This is a genomic window from Candidatus Micropelagos thuwalensis, assembly GCF_000469155.1.
Taxonomy (GTDB): domain Bacteria; phylum Pseudomonadota; class Alphaproteobacteria; order RS24; family RS24; genus Micropelagius; species Micropelagius thuwalensis.
This window is the reverse complement of record NZ_AWXE01000001.1, coordinates 283,559-309,239: the sequence shown is the minus strand read 5'-3', so window position 1 is coordinate 309,239 and position 25,681 is coordinate 283,559. Positions and strand designations below refer to the sequence as shown.

General features: G+C 42.0%; 27 protein-coding genes. 13 read left to right on the top strand and 14 right to left on the bottom strand.

What is annotated here, in order from left to right:
* Window position 1: 1 nt before the first annotated feature.
* The 5 genes from RS24_RS01490 to RS24_RS01470 all read right to left on the bottom strand — a co-directional run bounded on the left by RS24_RS01490 (window position 2) and on the right by RS24_RS01470 (window position 3,482).
* Complete coding sequence (locus RS24_RS01490) at window positions 2-664, bottom strand: hypothetical protein (protein ID WP_021776405.1); 663 nt, start codon at window positions 662-664, stop codon at window positions 2-4.
* Window positions 665-675: 11 nt separating this feature from the next.
* On the bottom strand, window positions 676-1,044 hold the full coding sequence (locus RS24_RS01485; protein WP_131443706.1) for a hypothetical protein: 369 nt from the start codon (window positions 1,042-1,044) through the stop codon (window positions 676-678).
* Window positions 980-2,149 (bottom strand): class I SAM-dependent methyltransferase, encoded by a 1,170-nt coding sequence (locus RS24_RS01480; protein WP_021776403.1) that lies wholly within the window; start codon window positions 2,147-2,149, stop codon window positions 980-982. Before RS24_RS01480 ends, RS24_RS01485 begins: the two co-directional genes overlap by 65 nt.
* Window positions 2,150-2,229: 80 nt before the next feature.
* A complete protein-coding gene (locus RS24_RS01475) occupies window positions 2,230-2,565 on the bottom strand; it encodes a YciI family protein (protein ID WP_021776402.1) in 336 nt (111 codons plus the stop codon).
* Window positions 2,562-3,482, bottom strand: coding sequence for a hydroxymethylglutaryl-CoA lyase (locus RS24_RS01470; protein ID WP_021776401.1), 921 nt, complete (start codon window positions 3,480-3,482; stop codon window positions 2,562-2,564). The genes RS24_RS01475 and RS24_RS01470 overlap by 4 nt, the downstream gene beginning before the upstream one ends.
* Window positions 3,483-3,571: 89 nt before the next feature.
* On the opposite strand from RS24_RS01470, the gene RS24_RS01465 reads away from it, so the two are divergent.
* Window positions 3,572-4,771, top strand: a complete 1,200-nt coding sequence (locus RS24_RS01465) for a CaiB/BaiF CoA transferase family protein (RefSeq protein ID WP_021776400.1) — start codon at window positions 3,572-3,574, stop codon at window positions 4,769-4,771.
* Entirely contained in the window at window positions 4,768-6,408 is a 1,641-nt protein-coding gene (locus RS24_RS09615) for an alpha/beta hydrolase (RefSeq protein ID WP_021776399.1), read from the top strand. The genes RS24_RS01465 and RS24_RS09615 overlap by 4 nt, the downstream gene beginning before the upstream one ends.
* Window positions 6,409-6,427: 19 nt before the next feature.
* Here RS24_RS09615 and RS24_RS01455 read toward each other — a convergent pair whose 3' ends face one another.
* Complete coding sequence (locus RS24_RS01455; protein WP_021776398.1) at window positions 6,428-7,204, bottom strand: GntR family transcriptional regulator; 777 nt, start codon at window positions 7,202-7,204, stop codon at window positions 6,428-6,430.
* Between the two features lie 184 nt (window positions 7,205-7,388).
* Here RS24_RS01455 and RS24_RS01450 point away from each other — a divergent pair, with 184 nt between their 5' ends.
* From RS24_RS01450 to RS24_RS01415, 8 genes are all read left to right on the top strand, one after another.
* On the top strand, window positions 7,389-7,685 hold the full coding sequence (locus RS24_RS01450; RefSeq protein WP_021776397.1) for a DUF1330 domain-containing protein: 297 nt from the start codon (window positions 7,389-7,391) through the stop codon (window positions 7,683-7,685).
* A complete protein-coding gene (locus RS24_RS01445; protein WP_021776396.1) occupies window positions 7,686-9,119 on the top strand; it encodes an aldehyde dehydrogenase family protein in 1,434 nt (477 codons plus the stop codon).
* 84 nt (window positions 9,120-9,203) lie between these two features.
* A complete protein-coding gene (locus tag RS24_RS01440) occupies window positions 9,204-9,866 on the top strand; it encodes a hypothetical protein (protein WP_021776395.1) in 663 nt (220 codons plus the stop codon).
* A 1-nt stretch (window position 9,867) separates the two neighbouring features.
* Window positions 9,868-10,776, top strand: a complete 909-nt coding sequence (locus RS24_RS01435; RefSeq protein WP_021776394.1) for an amidohydrolase family protein — start codon at window positions 9,868-9,870, stop codon at window positions 10,774-10,776.
* Window positions 10,760-11,950 (top strand): CaiB/BaiF CoA transferase family protein, encoded by a 1,191-nt coding sequence (locus tag RS24_RS01430; protein WP_021776393.1) that lies wholly within the window; start codon window positions 10,760-10,762, stop codon window positions 11,948-11,950. The genes RS24_RS01435 and RS24_RS01430 overlap by 17 nt, the downstream gene beginning before the upstream one ends.
* A 12-nt stretch (window positions 11,951-11,962) precedes the next feature.
* The gene (locus RS24_RS01425; protein WP_021776392.1) at window positions 11,963-12,235 is read left to right on the top strand and encodes a hypothetical protein; all 273 of its coding nucleotides are present in this window, start codon (window positions 11,963-11,965) and stop codon (window positions 12,233-12,235) included.
* Window positions 12,236-12,249: 14 nt separating this feature from the next.
* The gene (locus RS24_RS01420) at window positions 12,250-13,263 is read left to right on the top strand and encodes a DUF4437 domain-containing protein (RefSeq protein WP_021776391.1); all 1,014 of its coding nucleotides are present in this window, start codon (window positions 12,250-12,252) and stop codon (window positions 13,261-13,263) included.
* A gap of 149 nt (window positions 13,264-13,412) precedes the next feature.
* Complete coding sequence (locus tag RS24_RS01415; RefSeq protein ID WP_051295565.1) at window positions 13,413-14,054, top strand: Crp/Fnr family transcriptional regulator; 642 nt, start codon at window positions 13,413-13,415, stop codon at window positions 14,052-14,054.
* Here RS24_RS01415 and RS24_RS01410 read toward each other — a convergent pair whose 3' ends face one another.
* Complete coding sequence (locus RS24_RS01410) at window positions 14,055-15,092, bottom strand: nitrilase-related carbon-nitrogen hydrolase (RefSeq protein WP_021776389.1); 1,038 nt, start codon at window positions 15,090-15,092, stop codon at window positions 14,055-14,057.
* Window positions 15,093-15,204: 112 nt separating this feature from the next.
* Here RS24_RS01410 and RS24_RS01405 point away from each other — a divergent pair, with 112 nt between their 5' ends.
* A complete protein-coding gene (locus RS24_RS01405; RefSeq protein WP_021776388.1) occupies window positions 15,205-16,200 on the top strand; it encodes an NADP-dependent oxidoreductase in 996 nt (331 codons plus the stop codon).
* Here RS24_RS01405 and RS24_RS01400 read toward each other — a convergent pair.
* The 3 genes from RS24_RS01400 to RS24_RS01390 are packed head-to-tail and all read right to left on the bottom strand — an operon-like array spanning window position 16,197 to window position 19,261.
* Window positions 16,197-17,765 carry an FAD-binding oxidoreductase gene (locus tag RS24_RS01400; RefSeq protein WP_021776387.1) on the bottom strand — a complete coding sequence of 523 codons (1,569 nt, stop codon included), beginning with the start codon at window positions 17,763-17,765 and terminating at the stop codon, window positions 16,197-16,199. The genes RS24_RS01405 and RS24_RS01400 overlap by 4 nt on opposite strands.
* A gap of 10 nt (window positions 17,766-17,775) precedes the next feature.
* Window positions 17,776-18,681 (bottom strand): hypothetical protein, encoded by a 906-nt coding sequence (locus RS24_RS01395; protein WP_021776386.1) that lies wholly within the window; start codon window positions 18,679-18,681, stop codon window positions 17,776-17,778.
* A 13-nt stretch (window positions 18,682-18,694) separates the two neighbouring features.
* A complete protein-coding gene (locus RS24_RS01390; protein ID WP_021776385.1) occupies window positions 18,695-19,261 on the bottom strand; it encodes a carboxymuconolactone decarboxylase family protein in 567 nt (188 codons plus the stop codon).
* Between the two features lie 132 nt (window positions 19,262-19,393).
* Here RS24_RS01390 and RS24_RS01385 point away from each other — a divergent pair, with 132 nt between their 5' ends.
* Complete coding sequence (locus RS24_RS01385; RefSeq protein ID WP_021776384.1) at window positions 19,394-20,734, top strand: MFS transporter; 1,341 nt, start codon at window positions 19,394-19,396, stop codon at window positions 20,732-20,734.
* A 5-nt stretch (window positions 20,735-20,739) separates the two neighbouring features.
* Window positions 20,740-21,540 (top strand): nucleoside triphosphate pyrophosphohydrolase, encoded by an 801-nt coding sequence (mazG, locus tag RS24_RS01380; RefSeq protein WP_021776383.1) that lies wholly within the window; start codon window positions 20,740-20,742, stop codon window positions 21,538-21,540.
* A gap of 14 nt (window positions 21,541-21,554) precedes the next feature.
* Here mazG and hfq read toward each other — a convergent pair whose 3' ends face one another.
* The 4 genes from hfq to trkA form a co-directional block, all read right to left on the bottom strand.
* Window positions 21,555-21,806: an RNA chaperone Hfq gene (gene hfq / locus RS24_RS01375; protein ID WP_021776382.1), complete on the bottom strand. Its 252-nt coding sequence runs from the start codon at window positions 21,804-21,806 to the stop codon at window positions 21,555-21,557.
* 144 nt (window positions 21,807-21,950) lie between these two features.
* Window positions 21,951-22,799 carry a D-amino-acid transaminase gene (locus RS24_RS01370; RefSeq protein ID WP_021776381.1) on the bottom strand — a complete coding sequence of 283 codons (849 nt, stop codon included), beginning with the start codon at window positions 22,797-22,799 and terminating at the stop codon, window positions 21,951-21,953.
* Window positions 22,800-22,835: 36 nt separating this feature from the next.
* The gene (locus RS24_RS01365; protein WP_021776380.1) at window positions 22,836-24,287 is read right to left on the bottom strand and encodes a potassium transporter TrkG; all 1,452 of its coding nucleotides are present in this window, start codon (window positions 24,285-24,287) and stop codon (window positions 22,836-22,838) included.
* A 5-nt stretch (window positions 24,288-24,292) separates the two neighbouring features.
* A complete protein-coding gene (trkA, locus tag RS24_RS01360; protein WP_021776379.1) occupies window positions 24,293-25,669 on the bottom strand; it encodes a Trk system potassium transporter TrkA in 1,377 nt (458 codons plus the stop codon).
* Between the last annotated feature and the right edge of the window lie 12 nt (window positions 25,670-25,681).

Sequence of the window (25,681 nt, the reverse complement as noted above, 5' to 3'; positions counted from 1 at the left end):
GTTACGGCTTTGCAATACCAAGACCAGCAGCAATAATTGCTAAAAGATAAATAGTAAGTACGGACAAATAAACAGGCGCAATAGCTTTGCTGTAAGTCATATCTCTATCTTCAGTCGCCCCTTTGGTCATAATTTCTGAAAAGGCAACCACAGCAGGCCGGAACTGCATATCAAGGACAACACCAACAGCAAAAATTAACCCGACACATAAAAATTTAAGACCTATCCAAACTTCGTAAGCCCCAGATGTTAGCATCCAAATTGCCGCGGCTGTAACAAGAAGGGCCGAGACACCATTTAATAAAAGATTAATGGACATGCATTTAGCTTCAGTGGCCGAATTTTTAGTCATAAAGCCAAGCCATAAAATTGCGAGCCATATACCTGCTAAAATACAAATACCATAAAAAATAATAGGGGGAATATTCATAAGCCCACTATATGAAGCCAGAAATAATCCCGAAGGGATGATTAAAACCAGGGCAGATCGGGGAAGACGGTCAAGCACCATGCCCACAGATAATACCGTTGAACGCGTCTCAATACTTAAGTCAGTTCTTTCAGAGACCTTTGCCGCCAGAAAAACACCGACATCAGTACCAACCCAAAACACCAACAAAAGAATATGAACGAGAACCATTATTGAGTAGATAAAATCTATCATTTCTCTCCCTGTTAATCTTCTGCTTTGTTGCCAATATTACTTCCAGCTTCAAGAATATTTTTAATCATTTTCATACGTTCAATGTCCATCGCGGTGGATGTTTCGTTGTTAGGTGTAAAAGAAGCAAGCTCCTCATCATCCAACAGGCCTTTATCGCTCAGGAATGACTCAAGCTTGACCAGTCTATCCTTAACACTTGAGTGTTCAGCCATAAGAGATAACAACATCGACAGAAGCATATCTGTTTCAGCCTGTTCAAAAAAGAATTTGCGACCACCTTTGACTTTCTTAGAAATCAACTCAGACACATTAACCTCAATCTTTTCTGGAACCAAAGCCATACCACTGAATGCTGTCAGATAGACGACCAGTGTTTTCATCAAAACTTGCATCTGCGGAAACTGCAGCTTCAAAAACATCTTCTGACACATAGGTGAAGCGTGGCATTACAGACTCAAAAAAAGATTTCTCTTGGAAACCGGCTGTGCTGCACAAATCCCTATAACCCAAATCTCTGAAAGTTTTATAGAATGGCTCATTGTTATAATAACTGTCCCAATCCAAATAAAATGCATCATAAGGTGTCAATGAATCATTAGGCGGCAATTCCATATGAAACATAACGCCACCTTTTTTTAAAACTCTGAAGGCTTCATCCATAAATTTACGAATTTCTTTCACAGGCATTTCATGCAGAAACATGGACGAAAAGACAATATCCACAGACTCATCATCAAAAGGGAGTTCTTGCGCTGATGCCTGTCGGAAATGCGCCTTTATATTCATAGCCTCCGCACGGGCATGTGCATACTGCAAGCAAGGACCAGCTAAATCCAATCCATACACTTCTGCAGATGGAAATGTTTCTTTCCAAGGCAAAGTGTTATGCCCAATCGTACACCCCACATCTACAATTACTTCAGGTAATAAATCAGGGAATTTCAGTCGAACACAATTCGCCATCGACATACCAATATCATTGAATTGCTTGCCCATTGCGCCAAATGCGAAAACGTTGAAACCATTGTCATAAACAGCACCAGAAAGGGAATTGGCTCCCTTGACACGCCCTTCATAATTCCCGGGCATTAAATGTACATCCAAAGAGGTATAATATTTTGGAAATTCAAAATCAGGGTCAAGCACCAATGATCCTTCTGCTTGATTACTATAGGATTTAACCTGTGCTTCTAAAAATTCTATATTGTCATTAACTTCATCAATGACCGAACCCCACACCATCTCCTGTGCTGCACAACGAATACTACTATATCGTGAAAAAATTTCTCTTCCCTTCATAGCTTTGTGAACCTCAAAGCCATCTAAGAAATCGTTCTCACAAGCGACATTTTTTTCGAAATCCTGACGCATATCACTTGCTAAATCATTAAGAACATAAGCCCTTAAAGACGAAACAAATTTTTCTTTGTAAATTTGATCCTGTGTTTTGACTAGATCCAAACCATGCCCAAGTTTGCTATCCATTATAACCCCTCATTAAATTCCCTACTTACAAATTATCATTTAATCACGTTGAGCTTTCAATTGGCTAAATTCGATTTTCATTACCATGTTAAACCACCAACTTGATCACCAAGTGCCACTTTTATGAATTTAATTTCCACACTTTCCCAGATATTAGCTTGATAATAAGGGTCGCCTTTGAGCCATTCACGCGCTTGGTCAATTTTATCAGTTTTATAAACAAGCATTGAGCCATTTATTGTCTCACCGTCATCAGCATACATTGGCCCAGCAAGTGCTATATGATCAACAATACTTGCTACATGATCCATATGCCCTTGCATATGGGTATGACGTTCTTGCGTTGCTTCTTCGCCGACTTTATCTTTGCAATAAGCAACGACAAACATTTTCCGATTTTCTGCTTTATCATTCATATGATCTGTCCCTTGGGTATGCCGGCATTACCAATAAATCCATATAATGGCTCTCCGGGTAGAGCCTCACTCAGAATATTCTTTACCTTAACTAATTGGTCAATATTAATTCCTGTTTTTAATCCCATTGCCTCGAGCATATACACCAAATCTTCAGTAACGATGTTTCCACTCGCTCCCGGTGCTGTAGGGCATCCTCCCAGACCACAAAGGGAAGCGTCGAGCGTGGTAATTCCCTCCTCAATACCCGCCAGCGCATTCGCAAGGCCAAGACCTCGCGTATTGTGAAGATGTAATGTTTGTAATTTGTCGGCACCGACTGCAGAGCGAAGCGCCCTAACCCGTTCTTTAATATCTCTCGGATTGGCAGAACCTGTTGTATCAGCGAGCCCAAGTTCATCTGCTCCCGCAGATAAAGCCGCCTCGCCCAATTCAATGACAATAGACAAATCAATTGGCCCGGCAATACTGCACCCGAAAGCAGTAGATAAACCAACTTCAAAATAAGGCCGCTCATCTACTGGAAGAGTTTTTATCAATGAAGCAATGGATTGAATTTCTGATAAAACTTTCTGATGGTTGCGATTTAGATTACGAATGCTGTGTTCTTCGCTAACAGATAGAGGTAGCCCAATTTTATGGACGCCAGCCTCAATTGCCATCTCAGCCCCTTTCAGATTTGGGACTAAAACACATATCTCGAGTCCCTCCAGCGTTTTAGCAAACTTAACGACTTCGGTGGTTTCAGACATTTGCGGTAACATTTTTGGCGATACAAAGGACCCAACTTCTATTTCCTTTACACCCGCCTCAAATTCAGCTTTAATCCAAGCCTGCTTCGCCTTAAGTGGCATCATTCGGTCGATACTTTGCAATCCATCTCTTGGACCTACCTCACACACATTAATGATATTCATTGTACAACCTAAATAATTCTAGCTTTAATTGTTATACTAATATAACATTATAGAATAAAACCCTTAATAATTAGTTTCTGTCCTTATTAATGATTAAAACTGCAATCACCCCGTTAACAGGCATTAGAGTCGTTGAGTTATCTCATATGGTCATGGGGCCTTCTACAGGTCTTCTTATGGCAGACCTGGGCGCGGAAGTCATCAAGATTGAGCCAATTGATGGCGACAAGACGCGCAATCTTCGCGGTTCCGGCGCCGGTTATTTTTCAATGTATAATCGGAATAAAAAAAGTATTTCATTAGACTTAAAAAGTGATGAAGGTCTGGAGATTGCCAAAAAAATAATATCTGAGTCGGATGTACTAATTGAAAATTTCCGAAGCGGTACAATTAACCGTCTCGGTTTGGATTACGAAACTTTATCAATCACTAATCCTGGTTTGATTTACTGTTCCGAAAAGGGATTTTTAAGTGGTCCCTATGAAAAACGCACTGCATTAGATGAAGTTGCTCAAATGATGGGCGGGCTTGCTTACATGACTGGTCCACCTGGGCAGCCTTTGAGGGCGGGAGCATCCGTTATAGACGTTATGGGTGGTACTTTTGGCGTGGTAGCAATTTTAGCGGCTTTATTGGAGAGAGTAACAACCGGTAAAGGGAAACTCATTCATAGTGGTCTTTATGAGACTTGTGTGTTCCTTGTAGGCCAACATATGGCCCAATATGCAGTTACCGGCGCGGCTGCAAAACCTATGCCTGTCAGAATTTCTGCCTGGTCTGTTTATGATATTTTTGAAACTGCGGATAATGAGAAAATTTTCGTCGGGATTGTAACAGATAGCCAATGGCGGGCGTTTTGCGAAAAGTTTGAATTAAGTGACTGGGCTCTAGATAGTAATCTAGCAACGAATAATCAAAGAATAGAAAAAAGGACTGAAATTCTTGAGAGGCTTGGTTCATTATTTAAAACAATAACCACAAAACAACTCATTGATAACCTGTCGTCTTTTGGCGCCCCATTTGCGCCAATTAAACGCCCAGAAGATTTGTTTGAAGACCCTCATCTTAACGCTAATGGGGGCCTGACCTCGGTCAATTTACCGGATGGAACCGAGACTAAATTACCAAGCCTGCCAATAGAAATTAATGGTCAAAGACCTACTCTTAAATCTGATCCCCCTCAAATAGGTCAACATTCAATTAAAATTCTAAACGACTTAGGATTTGAAGATGATGAAATTCAAAACTTAATAAACAAAAAGGTCATCGGCAACGCACCAGATAAATGACCAGAATTTTAAAAAATTATGCCTATTGTGGCGATCGAAGGGTTCATTATATCACGGCTGGAAATGGACCACCTTTAGTAATGTTTCATCAATCACCCCGATCTGCGTCAGAATATGTTCCGCTGATTGAAGAATGGGCAAAATATTTCACCATTATTGCTCCAGATACCCCTGGATATGGCCAATCTGATCCTCTCGAAATTACTGAGCCGGATATGACAGATATCGCACACGCACAAATGACTTTTTTGAAGACGATTGGCATCACTCAGTTTGCGGCTTATGGCTATCATACTGGTTCAACCATTGCCCTAACAATCGCAGGGCTATACCCCAAAGCAGTAAATCGTTTTGTAATGAACGGATTTTCAGTTCTATCTAAAGAAGAGAAAGAGTCTTTTCTTAAAGAGTACCTCCCGCCCTTTCAACCTGATTGGTCAGGCTCCCATTTAGCATGGCTTTGGTCGCGCTATCGTGAGCAATTAATTTTTTTCCCATGGTATGCCAAAAACAATTCGTCACGCATGCCCTATGACATCGCCCCGCTTGATATACTTCATCAGCAAGTTCTTGATCATTTATACGCAGGTGACGCATATAGAAGCGCCTATGGGGCTGCTTTCGCTTTTGACAAAAAAAGTTTTCAATCAAAGGTTACCTCGCCGGCATTAATTATGGCCGCCCCACCCGACCCTCTGACAGCCCATCTTGATCGCCTCTCCGACATGCCAGAAAACTTTGAACTTGTACGCCCAGAAAATCGTGACGACGGCCATGCTGTTGCGCTCGAATATTTGCGCAAAACTGATTTGCCGAAGTTGAAAAATTTTCATATCAACTCAAACACCAAAAAACCTAATAAAGCAAAAACTTGGCGCGAATATTTTGGGCAGGAGAACAATTTGCATTGTTTGGTTACGGATTACGGAAAGACTCGTGTGCTAGTAATCCATGATATTTTACAAAGTAGTAATTCGCTAAAAAGCCTTATCGGGACATTAGCAGATGCAGAATATGAAGTTATCGCGCCCGACCTGCCGGGTCATGGACTAACCAATATACTTTCCGATACTTTTATCGAAGAACTCACAAACAATCTTGATGCGGCTGATAAACTGCCTGATTATATTTTGACTATTGGTCAAAGCGCAGCCATGGGGCCTCAGTTAAAAAAAGCATTTCAAACAGCCAAATTGATAAATTTTGACTTTTTCAAACCGGCTTCAGAAAAGAGCGAAGCTTTCACACAAAACTACATGCCCGACATGACAGCTCAAAAATATGGTGGACACCTTCTAACAGGATGGAGTTTCCTGAGAATGAAAAATCTTTTTTGGCCTTGGTATGAAGAAAAGAAAGAAAATATAATTCCTGCTCATCCCGACAGCCAACCGCATGTTCTTCAAACCGGTTTCGTTGCGCTTATGCAGACAACAAAAGTGGGCTATCAACTCGCCCGTCAATTATTGCACAGCGCAGTAACCGATAAACATGAAGTTGATATCTCCGTATGTCCTGATTGGGTGAAAACACGAAATGATATTGCTTTAGGATCTGATAATATCGTCTTCTATGACAGCGAAACTAACGGTCATACCGCCCTTGTGGAACTGCTGAACAGCCTTTCGGATAAATAAGTTTTAGCCTAAATAATCCTTAACTATCACTCTGCCAGAAATTACTTTTTTTTCCCGAAACTCTCGATAAGCGCATTTGCAATTGATATTTATCTGGCCTGTAGAAAATCTTGATATATTGGACTGGCGCTTCATCCGTATCATAAACGATACGTGTTACTTCAAGCGCTGGCGATCCAATCTTTATTTGTAATAAATCTGATAACTTATTGTCAGCAGCAACAGCTGTAATGGTTTGACTGGCATGACTAATTTTGATTTCCGCTTGCTCAATTAAAGCTAGCAATGGTTTATGAGATAGATCTTTTCGCTTGTAACATCTGCCAATTTCCTCAGGAACATGCGCAACAACATAAGAAAATGGGGCTTTATTTTGATAACGAACTCTCACAGTCTTTTGCAGCGTATGATTATCCCCCTCTTGGAGCTGAAATACAGACTTTAATTCTGCATCCGCTTCAATATATGAAAAATCAAGTATCTTAACTTTTGTCTCCTGAGCAATCATGAGGAGATTTTCCATTAAGTCTTCCATGCCGCCAGATTTGGCAGCAGTGACTGGCATATCGTAAGTCACAATTGTACCACGCCCACGGTGACGCGAAACCAGTCCATCTCGAGATAAATTTTCAAGTGATCTACGAGCGGTAATCCGCGAAACACTATACTCTTTAACAAGTTCATTTTCGGAAGGAATATTGCTTCCCTTCGGATAAATTCCGCGTAATATTTTATCTCTGAGAACGATGTAAATGAGATGGTATAGAGGGGTTGGATGATTGTTTTTTAAATCCATGATGACCGTAAGCTACAATTTAGATCTTTGACATTAGCTTAATGAAAAGAATTGCACAATCTTATCATCTTAAACAAAAATGATTGGGTTGTAATGTAAGGATTTGACCTATCGCAAGGCAGAGTTTTCTGCAAAAATCTACCGTGAAATATGAATAATATTATCAGTTGCAATGGGTGAATAAATGGCAGCCTACATGGTAATCAGAGCACAGATAACAGATCCTGAAAAATTTGCTAATTACGGCAAATCTGCCGCTAAGCTTGTAGAAAAATTCGGCGGTAATTATGAGGTTATGCGCCCTCCTCAAGATATACTCCTTGAAGGTGAAAGTGAACCGAATATGAAAATTGTCATTTCAAAATGGCCTTCAATAGACACGGCCTTGGCATTCTGGAATTCGCCTGAATATTCAGAAATCAAAAAGTTAAGAGAAAATGCTGGTACGGTAACTGTCAGGCTGGTTGAGGCAACAAGCTAGATGTCCCGCAAAATTAACGTACGAAATCCAAGAACTGGCATAAATGACTATACATTCAATGTGACCACTCCCGAAGAAATATCCTCTATTGCTGCTAAGGCTCGGCAAGGTTCTGAAAAGTGGCAAAAAATGTCGCATTCAGCAAGAACAGATGTAATGAAATCCTTTCAAGCCGCACTATCTAATAAGCAGTCGGAAATTACGGACGCCTTAATAATTGATACGGGGCGACGAGGTATTTCTATTATGGAAGTTTCCGGTGTTATCAAATCCATTGACCGTTGGATTAATATTGCTGATTGTCATCAAGAAGATAATCTACGGGCTGGCAATAAGACCGCCCTTCCCTCTGTTACCTATGGCTCCCAGTTATGCCCATATAATCTGGTCGGCATTATTAGCCCTTGGAATTTTCCATGCACGCTAGCAATGATAGACGCCATACCGGCATTATTGGCAGGTTGCGCCGTCATTATAAAACCTTCGGAAGTCACGCCACGTTTTATTGAGCCGCTTGTAGGGGCAATACAATCAATTCCGATATTATGTGATGTACTTCATTTTATCCAAGGCGACGGCGAAACCGGCAACGCACTAATATCTCATATTGATGCGGTTTGCTTTACAGGCAGTGTTAATACTGGGCGTAAAGTTGCTAGCGTCGCCGCGGATAATTTTATTCCGGCTTTTTTGGAACTTGGAGGTAATGATCCCGCAATAGTTTTGGAAGATGCTGATATTGAAAAAGCGGCAACAACGTTGCTACGTGCCTCAATAATTAATACGGGTCAAGCCTGTCAGTCTATCGAGCGGATCTATGTCGCTAAGCCACATTATGATGAATTTTGTAACCTATTGGTAGAGGCAGCAAAAAAAGTACATCTCAATCGCGATGATATCTCCAAGGGCCATATTGGGCCGCTGATTTATGAAAAACAGGCGCATATTATTAAAGCTCAACTTGATGATGCCCTAGAACAAGGTGCTAAAATTTTATGTGGTGGTGAAATTTATACCGACGCGGGCGCATGGGTTGAGCCTACAGTAATTGTTGATGTTAACCACCACATGAAACTCATGAAGGAAGAAACATTCGGGCCGATTATGCCTGTTATGGCTTTTGAAACAGATGAAGAAGCAGTGAAGCTTGCAAATGACACTGATTATGGATTAAGCGCCGCAGTGTTCTCAAAAAACCTTGACCATGCCTATAACATAGCTGTCAAAATTGAAGCAGGGGGCATCAGTATTAATGATGGATCATTAACTGGTTTGGTAGGTGATGCAGAAAAAAATTCTTTTAAGCTGTCCGGAATGGGGGGATCACGTATGGGAGAAGCGGGCTATTTGCGTTTTTTCAGAAAAAAATCAATGCTTTTAAATAGTGGCGAGCCCTTTAACATAAATATGTTTGATGAGTCTAATAGTACCTGACCTGAGTATAATAATTGACTTGGCATTGATTTATCTCAAGGAAATTAACTTTCGACTAAGCAATATCAAAAATGGGATATGGAAATGGCACTCATTGATTTTACAACAACATTTTATATCGTTGTCGGTATAGCAGTCTTGCATACACTCGCCGGACCGGATCATTACCTTACATTCTGGTCATTGGCAAAGTCACATAAATGGTCTACGCGCAGGACTCTCCTTTTTACTACCATTTGTGGTTTGGGGCATGTCACGGCATCCCTACTGATGGCATTGCCAGCTATTTACTTTGGGAAGAAAATACTGGTTGCGCTCGATATTCAGGACTTAAGAGTGGAACTTGCTGCTTGGGCATTAATTTTTATCGGTCTGTTCTACATCTACCGCGCCTTTAAACAAAAAGCCCTCCCGAACTCTTTATTTTTGGTCGGCTCGCCTTTATTTGTTGTCTTCATTCTCGGCCCCTGCGAACCAATTATTGCGCTTTTAATGGCCGAAGAAGCGATTGAAACAAGCAAGGTAGTTAGCCTGATAATTTTCTATACCGTAAGCACCATTATTACTATGGTCTGCTGTGTTTTAAGTTTAATTATCATTGACAGAAACATGATTAATTTTAACACCAGTTTGTTCGCTTCAGCAGGACGTCTAAAAAATGTAATTTCAGTTCATCATGCTTCACATTTATTGCCTGGTGTGGTCATTTGTGGATGCGGACTTGCCATGTTGTTGCTTGGAGTTTGAAATGAGCGGTTTCAAAGCCATAGATGCAGTAGTAAATATCTGGACCCCGGAAGCCCTGAAGCATCGCCCGGGTTGGACAGACGAATTTTTTATTGGCAAGGTCAAGGGCAAACATGATGCTGGTGGTATCAGTCTTGAAAGCATGATTGAAGGCATGGACGCTGCCGGCATTGATATTAGTTTTTTAGTTGCAGCTAAAGCTGGTAGGGTTGGTTTGCCAGGGTGCTACCACATGCCGCCTGAAGTTGTTGCTGAGGCAATAAAAAAATATCCTTCGCGATTTATGGGCTTAGTCGGACTTGACCCTTATCAGGGTATGGATGGAGTCAGGCAACTGGAATATGCTGTTAAAGAACTAGGCTTTATCGGCGCTCATCTCTACCCTCACTGGTATGATTTACCGCCCAATAATGCTCGCTACTATCCATTTTATGCAAAATGTATTGAGCTTGATATCCCTATTCAGATGCAGGTCGGTCAATCCCTGATTTATTCTAAAGAGCATCGAACAAGATCAGTTGGCAGGCCTATTTATCTTGATGATATTGCCTGCGACTTGCCCGAACTCAAATTAATCGGGTCACATGTCGGTATACCCTGGCATGACGAGATGATTGCTATGTCCTGGAAACACGAAAATGTTTTCATTTGCACCGATGCCCATAGCCCCAAATATTGGCCTGAGTCTGTTTGGCGTTACCTCAACAGCTATGGTCAAAATAAAGTCATCTTTGCGACTGATTTTCCAGTTCTCAGATTTGAAAGAACTGTTCAGGAAATTCATGACTATGGCCTTAAGCCTGAGGTGATGCGAAAGTTCATGAGAGACAACACAATCCGTATTTATAATTTACAATCAAGAGGCATTGAGTTGTCTGCTGATGGAGAAAACCATGACAGGCCCGCTTGATGGAATACGAGTTATTGAGTTCACCAGTGTTGTACTGGGCCCTTTTGCCTGTCAAATTTTAGGCGACCTCGGCGCTGATGTCATTAAAGTTGAGCCGCCCGGCGGAGACACTAATCGTAACCTCGGCCCTGTTAAAAATACTGAAGGACTAGCAGCGCTTTTTCTTACCTGCAACAGGAACAAAAAAAGCATTGTTTTAGACCTAAAATCTGACGAAGGGCGTGAGGCAGCATTAAAACTGATCGCCACGGCTGACGTAGTTGTCCATAATTTTCGTCCCAAAGCTATGGAGAAGCTTGGATTGGATTATCAGGCGGTCAAAAAAGTAAACCCAGATATCATTTACTGCGCGACATATGGTTTTAGCAAAAAAGGTCCCTATGGAGATAAAGGCGCTTTAGACGACTCTATTCAAGCTGCATCAGGTGTAGCTATGCTAATGAAAATGGTGGAAGGCGAACCTCGTTATTTACCCACAATCATCGGCGATAAAACGACAGGGCTGAATGTTGCTAATGCAGTTACATCTGCCCTGTTCCATCGTGAACGCAAGGGTAAAGGGCAAGAAATAGAAGTGCCCATGTTTGAGACTATGGTTTCATATGTCATGGTTGAGCATTTATGGGGACAAGTTTTTGAGCCGCCATTAGCTCCGGCGGGATATACGCGCCTGATGAGTAAACATCGCAGGCCTTATAAGACTAAAGATGGGTATATTGCTGTTTTACCCTATTGGGACAATCATTGGGCGACGTTTTGCAAATTAATTGACCGTGAGGACATGATTTCAGACGAGAGATTTATCAATATGAAGTCCCGACTTGAAAATATTGACATCACTTATAGTGAAACCGGTAAAGCACTGGCGAAACGAACAACTGATGAATGGCTCGAAGCACTCTCGGACACAAATGTTCCGCATATGCATGTGAGCGAGCTGGATGATTTAATGCAAAATCAACATCTTATTGAATCTGAATTTTGGGAAATGCACCAACACCCTACAGAAGGAACAATTCGTATGCCCAAATTACCAATTTATTTTTCAGAAAGTCCCGCTTCTATTCGTTTAATGCCGCCAAAATTGGGCGCACATAATGACGAATTATTGAGTGAAATCGGTTATTCTGAGGATGAGATTAATGCATTAAAGGAAAAAGGCATTACAAGTTGAAGGAGACTTAAAATGGCAAAACGAGTGCAAAATGAGAAGCCGCCTAGGAGTAAAGAAGCGGAGAAATGGATTGAGGATGAATGTGCCGAACAAGTAAAGCGACACGCTTCAATTGTTGAAGAGATGGAGTCCATTCAGGACAAACGCAACGGCTGGGTTGCAGAATTCCTTAGGCTTGTTCACGAGCGCGGTTTTTATGTAACCGGAGATATGCGGGTCAAAATACCTGCTGAGGATATTCCCAAGAAACCAAAACGCAAAGATGCCGACCGTGTTGTCTGGTAAATCAGGAGAAAAAAATGGCAAGACCACATATTGAACCTTTTGTAGAACTTAATGAAGACTTTAAGAAACTTGATTTACCAAAATTAAGCGGCGGTATGCATTACAAAGTGATGTCTATGGATACCGACACAGGTGCGTGTTCACTGAAAATGCGCTTTGACGGTGGCTACAAACGTAAGCCTGGTATGAGCTACTCGGATATGGAAATGTTTGTTTTAAACGGGGCTATCAAAATCGGTGATACCCTCTGCCGAGAAGGGCATTACATGTTCGTACCAGCTGGCTATGCCCTTCCAGCTTGGGAAGTTGACCAAGGTGCTGAAGCATTGGTTTTTTACAACGATAGTGAGCCGTCTTTCGAGGAAGGTGATGTTAGTCATCCCTTATGCCTGAAAGAAGGTTATATTTCCCTTAATTCATATGAAGATGCACCTTATACGAGCGGTTCTATCGTTTCCCCGTCCACAGCCACTGGACTATTTTTGAAGATGCTACGTTTTGATCCGCTCACTGAGGCAATGACATTCCTTTACACTATGGCTCCGGAATATATTCAGGATAATATTTCATATCATGATTGTTGTGAGGAAAGTTATCATATTTGGGGAACATCTTGGATGATGCAGTTTGGTGATTTACCCACAGGTGGTTATTTTTGGCGTCCGCCTTACATCAATCATGGATCATTCAGAAGCAAATATGGCTGTATCGCTCTGGGACGCACTGATACAAAACTCCATAACTACTTTCATTACAATCCGTGGAGCAGCCCTGACGAGAATAAATTACGTGCGGCAGCACATTTTTATCGTCACCGCCCACAACTATATAAGTGGGTTCACTCCGACGATGGGCATAATCACCCGCATGGGCCTGTTGGCGAATTAACCCCGCCACCTGATTTTCAATATCCAGAATATGCTGATGAAGCGCATGTAAAAAATCCGCATGATTTACCGCATAATGAGCATCATCACCACAATCATAGCCACAAGCATGGGCATGATCATTCTCATGAAAGTGACTAAATAAACGTATATTGACCTTATTGTTCAAATGTGATGTCGTAATTTGAAAAGTAATTCACATGAACAAAACAATTTACGCTAACACCCAAAATCGAGGGGATAATTATTGTAAAGACTGCAGAGCGCGGTATAGAGATTTATGTGGCGTCATGTCTGACGATACAATTTATACACTCTACGATTTAGGTCGCTCAAATAAAATTGAAAAGGGCGAATACTTATTCATGGAGGAAGCCCCCTCCACATATGTTTACAATATCTCTTCCGGTATGTTGATGCTTGAGCGTATAGGATCAGACGGACGCAGACAGATTATCTCGTTTGTCTATCCTGGGGACTTTATAGGGCTTACTGTTGACTCTAATTACAGCGTTTCCTGCCGTGCTGTTGAAGCCAGCCGTTTTTGTCGCTGGAAAAGAACTGAATTGGAACAATTTGCAGAAGGACATCAAAATTTGGAGAAAAGCCTTCGCGTTATCGGCAATAAAGTATTAGCCAGAACGATTGATCAAATTTTTATTTTAGGCAGAAAAAATGCTGTAGAACGGCTCGCCTTTTTTTTATTGCAAACAAGTGGTCGCCAAATCAATGCAGGTCTTTCTGAAACTCAGCTTAACTTACCCATGACAAGAACAGACATTGCCGACCATCTCGGATTAACGATTGAAACTGTCAGTCGCGCCTTTTCACGCCTATCAAAGGATAAACTGATAGAACTAGCCACTCCGTCCTTAGTTACAGTACTTGATCACGATCAGCTCATTAAATGTGCCGATAATTATAAGGTTTAATTAAAAAAACCCTCTTTTCCGCATAATATCCAATGCCTGCTGTTGAGCTTCCTCAAAGTCACTCCGCTTCGGCTCTCGGACACTGCCGTCTGACTGCATTAAATTATTCGCTTTCTGAGTAGCAAGATTTGCATAGCCGTCGGCAAATAGCTCAAATCTTTGTCGTGACAAATAGTTGCCCATACCCGGTCTTTGACGATAACGACGCAACGCCGCTAAATCGATTGACGCAAACGCTGTCATGGTTGGTCCCCAGCCAGACTCAGCAAGAACTATACCACGATAATCAATAATGACGGACTTTCCGTCTGTAGAAGATATAGGCAGAGAATGTCCGCTAATACCGCCTGAATTTGCTGAAACTATGTAGCCCATATTTTCAACAGCACGTGCTTTACGCGATATCGATTTAGGGGTTTCAATCGTACTTCCTATTTCGCCGGTAGAATGCAGGCCTACCTCAGCACCACGGATGAAAAACATTCTGGCAATTTCAGGATAAAGTATTTCTTCGGAAGCGATACAAGCAAGTCTTCCAATCTCCGTATCGGCAACGGGGAAAACCCCTTCTATTCCATAAATATCTAGATATTTATCCCAGACATCATGAGGGGTCGGTGAATACATTGAATTGAGGCGGCGATAACGCAAAATAACATCACCTTTGGGATCAATAATAAAGCTTGTCTGAAAATATAATTCATCAAAATGCGCATCAACCTCATAGGCATTTCCCGAAATAAAAATATCATTGTCTTTAGCGATCTCGCCCAACTTGGCATATTCAGGCCCATCTTCTAATAGGGCTGCCTTATCAGCCCACCCCTTAATTGTGTCGCCCATTGGATACGCCGTTAAGAAATATTCCGGTAAGACAACTAAACGCACATCTGATCCGACAAACTTTTTAGCAGCAAAAATCTCGACTTTAAGGCGCTCTAATGTGCTGTCCATTACAGACCGGGCCTCATCACGCGTCGAACATCCATTAACGGCATGAACTGTAGTTTGAAGTGCGATAGCGTAGTAAGAATCCATTTGTGTTCCTGTCTGGCGGCTAGAATAAGAACTTGTTATAAATCAACTTAAATTAACTTATTTGCTATATATTTGTAATTACTTTTATAGATTGCGGGAAAAAGGTAAATAGATGCAACTTAATACTCAAATTAAACTCGCAGAAACACCTACTGGAACACCTGAGCCGAAGCACTTTGCTGTTCATAATGAGGCTATTCCAGATATTGAAAATGGTGAATTTCTCAGTAAAACCCTTTATCTCTCCTTAGACCCATATATGAGGGGGCAAATTGCCGGCCGTCATATATCCGGAAGAGTTGATCCTGGCGATATTTTGCGCGGTGAAGCTATCTGTGAAGTAATCGATACCAAACATCCGGAATTTGCTGTTGGTGATATTGTTTCCTATTTTGCTGGCTGGCAAAAATTCAGTAAGAGCGATGGTCAACAAGTATCAAAGATTGACTCACGAATAACGCCTTCCTCTCTAGCATTAGGTATTCTTGGGATGCCCGGACTTACTGCTTATGCAGGGTTGATAGATTTAGGAGAACCAAAAGCGGGAGACGTGCTCGTCGTATCTGCGGCTACAGGTGGCGTCGGCTCTATGGTCGGTCAAATCGGAAAAATAAAAGGGTGCCGCGTTGTCGGCATTGCAGGTAGCGCAGAAAAATGCAAATGGGCTGTTGAGAACGCTAACTTTGATGTCTGCCTTAATTACCGTGAAGATGATTTGCCCACAGCTTTGGATAAAGCCTGCCCGGATGGTATCGATATTTATTTCGATAATGTTGGCGGTGAGATACTTGAAACCGTTATGGAAAAATTATCTTTGGGTGCGCGTGTAATTCTTTGCGGCCTTATGGCGCAATATAATCAGGATGAACGCCTTCCCGGCACCAACCCAGCAAATATTATTCGCAGTCGGGCAACGGTTCGAGGCATGGTTGTTTACGACCATTTTCACAAACAGAAAGATTTTGTGGAGGATGTCTTAAACTGGCTGGATGACGGACTTATCACCTATCGAGAAGATGTCTCCGAAGGAATTGAAAACGCAGCTGAAAGTTTCTGTCGCCTCATGAAAGGACAGAATTTTGGGAAAACAATTATCAAAGTCGCTTAACCGAGACCCAAAGACCCTGGATTCATTAATCCTTTGGGATCAATCACGTTCTTGATACCTGTTATCAGGTCTAACGTTTCCGGCTTAATATTCTTCGAGTAACGATATGTTCTGCCAATCTGGAAATGGGTAGCACCATAGTCAGCAAAGACATCTAATAAGCCATCGCGCAACTCAACGACAACTTCACGCGCAGCTTCATCTGCTTCAAAACCGGAAATACGTTCAAGCACATCCTCTTCAACATTTCTATGATGAAACTCCATCAGTTCATCAGGCCAGAAAAAGACTGGTTCTAAGAGTGTCGCACTATTGCCAATATTCAGAATGAGATGACCGGCTTCAATTTTATACTTTTCCATAACGTCCTGTTTGGACTCAAAATAATCTTCAATTGCCTCAAACAAGTCTATCGCCTTAGAGTGCGGTACCAGACAATGAACTGGTACCCAGCGCTCCCCCTCTGGCCCGATCATATTATTAAGCGGCACAAATGGATGGGCATGGATAATTTTAGGAATTGAATTTGCAACTTCTATTCCGCCATGAAGGTTAGCTATTTCTCTGATGCGATTTAAGTGCTTATCAGCCTGAACGTCCGTCATTTCAGAAACAACCGCATGAAAAGAAAAAGATGTTTCCTTCATATAATCCCGTCCAGCAATAACAACCTCAGCGGCTGACTTGAGCTTACTTGTGAAACCTTTTTCAGAACCAATGACTTTGCCAAGAGTTTTAATATCTTTGGCTAGGGACTCTCGTTTCATTCGCTGTTGTTGAAGAAACGGGTCGAAACCAAAACATTCGGAAGCCAAATTTTCTCGCGCCACATCAGCAATCGCTTTCAACATTCCTGAGTGATCGTCAAAATTAAATGAAACAAAGCGCTTTTCAGGCCGATCGGGAACAAGTTTTAGCGTGAGTGTTGCCTTAACACCCAACGCACCTGTATCACCGGTGAACAACCCTGTCAGATCAGGACCAAAATGGCGGAAAAAGGGGGTGCCATTTTCGATAGCGCCACTCCCTGTTATTACGATTTTACCATCAGAGGTTACAACTTCCATCCCAATAATACTGTCAGACATCGCGCCATTCTGACCGCTACCGAAAAATACAGAATTTTGTGAAGCCCCGCCGCCAATACTGGCTTTCAGACCAGACAGTGTTCCCCACATTGGTGTTTTGACATTTTTATCTTTTAAGGCCTCATATAAATCTACCCAACGGCAACCAGCTTCCACCGTTACATACATATCTTCCAGATTAATTTCGATAATATCGGTCATGCGGCACATATCGACCATTACGCTCTGGCGATTACTTAAATAACCGGACGTATATGACATTCCCCCACCCCGAGGCAGAATGGCAATATCATGTTCCGTGACCATACCAATCGTTTCAGCAAGTTCTTTCTTATTGCCGGGTCTAATAACGGCTAATGGTTTATTAGCTTCAGAAAAAACATCCTGACCATAATAGGTAAGTTCGTTTTCATCTGTAATGACATGTTCCTGACCGAGTTTTTGTGTCAGCGACGCAATTAAAGTCTCAGTGGTCATTTAAACCTCTTTAGAGTTCTATTAATTCAACTAATTCGCCGGCATTGCCGCGACAAGCGGCAACTCTTCGACCATTATATGGTGCATGTTCTAAAACTTGTGGCGGACTGAAAAAATCAATATCAAGACTTTCCAAATCCGTCACGGTATAACTTACCATAGCAATACCTGGAGGCAATAGACCGGGGGTACATGGACGTTCGGTCGTACCTTCAGGATATTCATCAACTTCATTATTAACATCTCTCCCGACACAAGTCATTGAAAGATGGTGCGGTGTTTCCTCCGGTAAATCAAAAGCATTATTGATAACAGAATATTTTGTGAAATAGGCATTACCCTGTGACCAACCAAGCTTCTCAGTGTAAAACTTGATAGCTTCATTCATATTGGGACTTGCCAAAATCATAATAAAAATCTGATCAACAAAACTTCGGGCTAGCGGCAAGTCATAATCAGGCAAATCACCTTTGACCTGATTGAGATAAAAAACCTCATCTGCAAGACCGACTGCTTGCATAGGATAAATCTTATCAGAAAAATCCAAATAAGCTGGAGGTCCGATAATCTGGAAAGGTGAGTCTTGAAGCTGGCGGTCAATTTCTTCAACATCTTGAACCGTAACCTCAATGGCATTCCACCCAAATGATTTTAACGGCACATAATTCTCAACCTTGTCATTTTCTATAATTCGGAAGAAAACCTGTGTCCCGCTCTCAGGCCCCATCAAAATTGACTTCTTGCCTATCATGCCGGGCGTTCCCCACATTTTAGCTTCTGCTTCCGTCACCACACCCTGCTCAACAATTTGATAACCAAAATAGTCTTGATAGCTTTTTGCAACCTCATCAGGTTTAGCGGCAGAGATTACGGCCGTTTTAATGCGCCCTTCACAATCCATTTTACAGTCAGTCATTATTGTCTCCAGATTAATGCGGGAAATATTTGTCTAGCACCGCTTTTGGTAAAGATTCTATTTCTGTCTCAAACACAGAATTCCATTTATTCAAAAATCCGAAAAGACTGATAGTCGCAACAATTTCAACAATCTGACTATTAGAGAAATGTGAATTTAACTCTGTGAATATGTCCTCAGACACATAAGCCGGCGACATACCGGCAGCTTGAGCGAGCCGTAGGGCTGCCCTTTCAGCGTCCGAGTAAAGAGGAGATGTTTCGTATTCCCATAGAGCCTCCAGCTTTGCATCATCAATGTCATGGTTTAAGGCGGCATGCGCCGTGTGGGCTTGGCAATATCTACAACCAGCAGCATGACTGGTTACCAGCCCGATAAGTCGCTTTAAAACTGGTGAAATCTCGCTTTGTTCATCATAAACTGCTTGAACCAAATTGCCGAAAGCCAACATCACATCAGGCTTATGCGCCATAAGAAGGGCATCATTTGGCATAAATCCCATTTTGATTTCTACGGCAGATAAAATATTTTGCATATCAGAAGTCAAGTCGGACAAAATTACTGGCGAAATACGGCTCATGATTATCTCCGCTGCAATTGTCTTGTTCAAGATGAGATATGTCTTTGATATAGGTCAACATTATATTCTCGCCTTGATACATCAAAATCGTTAGAACAAATATATGTGATATACAAAAAAATGGATATTAAAATGGCAAGCACCCAAATCCACCATCAAGAAAAATCAGAAGAACATATTTATCCCCCGATTTCCTATGGATGGTATGTAACCATACTTTTGACGATAATTTATATTTTGTCATTCGTGGACAGGCAGATACTCAGTTTACTTGTTGAACCCATTAAAAATGACATGGATTTGTCAGATACTCAGATTGGTCTGCTCATGGGTGCCTCATTTGCGATATTTTATTCAACCATGGGGTTACCCCTCGGTTGGCTGGCAGATAATATGCCGCGTAAATATCTTCTGGGCGCGGGTCTCGCTATCTGGTCGGCGGCAACTGCGCTCTCAGGATTCGCACAAAGCTTTAGGCATTTATTCATAGCTCGTATTTTGGTTGGGGCTGGTGAGGCCACGCTTGGCCCATGCGCCATTTCCTTGATCAGCGATGTCATGCCGCCAGCCCAACGTGCACGTGCAATTGCTGTATATTCGAGCGCTTTATCCTTTGCTCTGGCCATTGCGTATCTGCTTGGAGGGCAAATCATGAAATTTGCAGACGGTCTTGATCTGTCCTTCATCCCCTTTATGGCGGATTTAAGGTCATGGCAACTCGTTCTTATTATTGTTGGCTCACCCGGTCTTCTGATTGCACTGCTCGTGCTGACGCTTAAAGAACCAAATCGCCAATATATTCAAAAAAATCCCTTCAAAGGTTTCGACTCAATTAAACGAACCTTCGCCTATTTCGGAGATAATAAAAACCTATTCTTAAAGCTCTTTATTCTTCCAGTCACTATGACAATAATCACCTATAGCCATAATTTTATCCCGTCACTTTTCCAGCGCGAATATGGCTGGAGTCCCGTAACGCTGAGCGTTTATATCGGGACAATTATTGGACTGGTAGGCCCTTGCTCCACTTTCTTTGGTGGATGGCTGATAGATAAAATGCATAGTAAAGGCATTGATGATGCAGGCATTATCATTATGCGTATTGGCGGTATTATTATGGTTCCCACCTGTATTGCTATGCCGCTTATGCCATCTCCACAACTGGCACTCTTTGTTTATGGTCTCTCTTTATGTGGTGTCACACTTATAACCGTTTCGGCTTGGAGTAGTATTCTCAGAATCGTCCCTCCTGAATTAAGGGGACAGGCAACCGCCATATACCTTATGGTGATCAGTATGTTCGGTCTCATGTTAGGCCCAACACTTGTAGGTGTGTTCAATGATTTTGTTTTTGTGGGAAGTGACCGATTAGATTTGTCCATGGCAATGGTGTCTGCCATTTTTGGCACGCTCTCTCTGATTATGTTGCCAAATATCGTAAAAACCTATCGTGCGGCTATTGGCATCAATTGACCAAAATGACAAAAGCTACCAGCATAGATAGGCTTCGCGATATTTTAAAAGCTCTACGTACGCCCGAAACTGGCTGTCCATGGGATTTAAAGCAAAACTTTAAGTCTATCGCCGCCTATACCATCGAAGAAGCCTATGAAGTCGTCGATGCTATTGAGCGTGATGATATGGATGATTTGAAAGATGAACTTGGTGATTTACTTCTACAAGTTGTTTTTCATGCACAAATGGCAGAAGAAGCCGGATTATTTAACTTTGACGATATTGCACATGCCGTTTCCGATAAGATGCAGCGCCGTCATCCTCATGTTTTTGCTGATGAAACTGTTAAATCTGCAGAAGACGTCAAAAACAGTTGGGAAGTCGTTAAAGCTAAAGAAAAAGAGGCTAAATTAGGATCCATGCCTCAATCTCTTCTGGACGATATACCCATCACCCTACCCGGCATGACAAGATCCGTTAAATTACAAAAACGCGCGGCCCAAGTCGGATTTGACTGGCCTGTAATTTCACAGGTTTTTGATAAGCTGGATGAAGAACTGGGCGAATTACGTGAAGAGATCGAACAAAATGGTGCAACAGATAGGTTATTAGATGAAATGGGTGATGTCATGTTCGTCATCGCCAATTTAGCGCGTCACTTAAAGGTTGATCCAGAACAAGCTGCCCGCGCCGGAAATCAAAAATTTACCAGCCGTTTCATAGATATGGAAAAACAAGCTCAAACCCTAGATAAAGATATGAGCAAGCTTACACTGGCCGAATTGGAGGCCATGTGGCAATCAGCTAAAACAAAAGACTTATAGGAATCGTCTTTAGCTTATTCTTCTCTAGGGACTTCATCACCCTGATCAGCTTCAAAAATTTCTATCGGCTGGGTAGGCATTATTGTTGATATTGCATGTTTATAGACAAGCTGTGAATGACCATCACGAGCTAATAACATACAAAAGTTGTCAAACCATGTGACAACACCTTGTAGTTTGACGCCATTGACCAAGAAAATAGTCAGTGGCATACGATTTTTACGAACATGATTTAAGAAAGAGTCTTGAAGGTTTTTCTCAGACATGGGTAAACCCCATTTTTACGACTGGGGAGGCAGCCAAATTAAACGCCCGGATGCTTCTCCTCTAACACAACAATCCGGTGTCTCCAGACATCGAAGACAATTTCTACTTTACACTAATTTTAAAGAAGAAGTTAACTGATAAATTCAGTTATTTGATATTTTATAATTATGTATTAATTGAGTTGTGATTTTCCCCGGCTTCCCATTCCCAATCTCGTGACCGTCAATATCAACAACCGGCATGACGATCAAACTTGAAGCCGTAGAGAAGGCCTCTTTACTAGAATATGCTTCATCAAGGGTAAACGGCACCTCATCCAGTTCAAGTTTCAATTCATTTATAAGTGAAAGAAGCATTTGCCGCGTGATACCATCCAGAATGTCATTCGCAAGTGGACGGGTTCTTAACTTGCCAGCTTTATCAACAATCCAGGCAGTTGTTGACGCCCCTTCAGTAACAAATCCTTCCCCGTCAATCATCCAAGCTTCTTGTGCGCCGGCTTCAACTGCAGCCTGCTTCGCCATTACATTTGGCAAAAGGGAAATGGATTTAATATCACACCGCTTCCATCTCTGATCCTCAATACTGATAACTTTAATCCCCGCCTCTGCGACATGGCGACGGTGAGTTTCATTTATTGGTCTTACGGTAACACTTAAAACAGGCTGTGGGGTCACCGGATATGCATGATTACGCGCCGCCCTTCCCCTTGTTATCTGCATATAAACCAAACCGTCCTTAATATTATTTGCGCGTATCGTTTCCTTTAAAATAACCAGCAAGGCCGACTTGGAAACTGGAGAGGCAAGATTGATTTTCTGAAGCGATAAATCAAGGCGTTCTAAATGCGCTTCCACATCCAGCATTTGCCCGTCAATTAGTGCGAACACCTCATAAACACCATCTGCAAACTGATAACCACGGTCTTCAATATGCACCCCTGCCTGATCAAAGGGAAGATAAGCACCGTCAACATAAGCAATTCGGGTCATAAAATTCTTCTTTAATTTCTACTTTCAATTACGAATTTAATTTCCGCGAATTAAAAGTTTTGGCAGTAAAATTACAAGAACGACAAGAAACTCTAGCCTTCCTAGTATCATGATGATTGACATTAAAATATGGCTAATTGGAGGCATATCCATCAATAAATCAAAATACCCCGCCATATAAATAACACCCCCTGCATTATTCAGCAGCGCAAGCGCCAGCAACCAGGCACTTTCAAAATCACTTGTCAGAAAAGACAAAATTAAAAAACTACCGACAAAACCGATAAAATACATTAAAAACAAGCCCCAAACAGAGGCCATCGTTTCTTTACTGACAAACTTCCCACCATAATGCATCGACTCAACTGAATTCGGATATGGCAAGTTAACAACCTCATAGGTGACACGTTTAATCAAAAGATAAAAACGTAAGACCTTCAATCCCCCAGCGGTTGAAAGTGTCATGCCACCAATTAAGACGGGTAAGAAAAACATGGCAGCCGGTAAATAATTTGTGGTGATAGCCGGGTCAGAAATTACAAACGCAGTCGTCGAGATCATATTGATTGCCATCGTTATTGAGACAAGCAAACTATTATCTGGAAAAAACAAAGCCAGCACCAAGCCCAGAAAGATAATAGTCAGGACAAAATCCTGAATTTCTCTATCATCTTTGAAGGTATCGACTTTAAAAGATTGTGCAGCAATTAAAAGAGGATAGCTGAGACTTCCAACAAACATCAACAAGCTTAGAACTGCAAAAGCTCGTGAATTCAGGAAACCATCCAATGGGGTAAACGACAACGAAAAGCCTGTTGTTGATACAGCATTGAAAGTCAGAGAGACCGTATCAGCCAACTCCGTTCCGGTTAAGCCCAACAAAATTATACCGATAGCTGTCAGAGCAAGGTAAGGCTTCAAGACATATCGAAAAGATCGCCTCAAACGATGAGGCAATGACTCATTTGCATTTTGCCGAATATTTAAAGGCTTAAGATTAATACCAAATAAACCATTTGGCGCCATAAGCGCCACACCGAGCGACAGGATAAGAACACCTCCTAACCAACCAAGTGTCGAACGCCAGATTAAAAGCGACTCATTTACCAATTCAGGGTTCTTAAATATTGTTGCCCCGGTTGTTGTGAGGCCGGAGACAGCTTCAAAATAAGCTCCCCAGAAACCAACACTCTGCCCAACATTACTCCCTAGTGAAAAGAATGGAAGGGCGGCCAATAAGGGAAGATATAGATACAGAAAAACAGATATTAGAAAAAGTTCACTTTTTTGAACGGGCCTGACATCTTTGCTTTTACCAACCAAAACAAAAGCAACCGATATAAAACTAGAAATCATAAGGCTAATCAGAAACCGACCAACATAAATATTATCAGTTTGAAATACTGCCCAGCCAAGAGGAATAAGCATAGTCGTGGAAAGTAGAACACCGCCCCACCCCAAGCAGAATATAATTGTTCCCCAGGACATAATTCTTAGAAATATTCCAGCCCGACGCTAAAGAAGTTTTCAGCTTCGTTCACTGCGTCGGTCAAAACAAAAAGTACAATTCTATCACCGACTTTAAATTCGAAATTGCCTCTTGGCATCATCACCTCATCATTCCGGTATATTGCGCCGATGCGCATCGTGTCCGGCAAATTTAATTGACGCAATTTCTGACCGACAAAAGCAGATGTTTCCAACACCTCTGCCTCAATGATTTCCGCTTCGCCGTCTTCAATTGTGTGAACGGCAAGTACATGCCCTTTCCGTATATGCTGAAGAACAGACGAAACAGTTATCGCGCGTGGGTTAATGGAAATATCCAGACCAATAGATTGCCCAAGAGGTAAAAAAGACGTGTTGTTAATCAGGCAAAGCGCGCGCTCACACCCCTCATTTCGCGCCAGCATTGTTGTCAGGAGATTAACCTGATCATCATTAGTCAGTGCCAAAAGAATCTCGGCATCCCTAACGCCGGCTTCAGACAGAATATCCGGCTCAAGGCCACTACCGAGCAGTACAGTGCTATCACTTAAGGTCTCGGCAATATTCCGTGCGCGTATTTCACTATTTTCTATAAGGCGTACTGAATTGCGCACACCATTTTTTTCAAGTTGGCGGGCAACGTGATAACCAATATTACCCCCGCCGACGATAATCAGATTTCGTGCCTCTTGTTCCTCATGACCAAATATGGTCATCGTCCGATCACAATCTTCCGATGCAGTCACCAAAAATGCACTGTCCCCGGCCATCATCAAATCATCACTTTTCGGAACAAATAATTTTCCATCCCGTTTCACCGCAATTACTGTCGCCTGCAGATCCGGAAAAAGATCGGTTAATTGTTTTAACGGGGTTTCAAGAACAGGACAGTTCTCATCAAGATTAATGGCAAGAAACTGAATATTTTTATTGCCAAAACTCGCTGTGTCATAAGCACCCGGAATCTCTAGACGCCGCATGACTTGATCGGCGACCGCGCGTTCTGGAGAAATAATCACATCAACAGGAAGCTCCTCCCGGCTGAATAAATCCTTCCATTCTTTTTCAAGGTATTTTTGGTCACGAATACGCGCAATACGTTTTGGAACAGAAAAAAGCGATAAGGCAACCTGACAGGCCACCATATTCACCTCATCAGAGGCGGTCACGGCTATAAGAATATCCGCACCCTCAGCACCTGCATCTTCAAGCACTTGAGGATGGGAGCCGTGACCGACAAGAGCACGCACATCTAGTGTATTATTTATACGCTGGATAAGCTCCGAAGATCTGTCAACAACTGTGACATCATTACCTTCTGCAGCCAGATGCCGGGCAATACCAAAACCCACCTGCCCGGCACCACATATTATTACGCGCATTCTCGTTCCTCT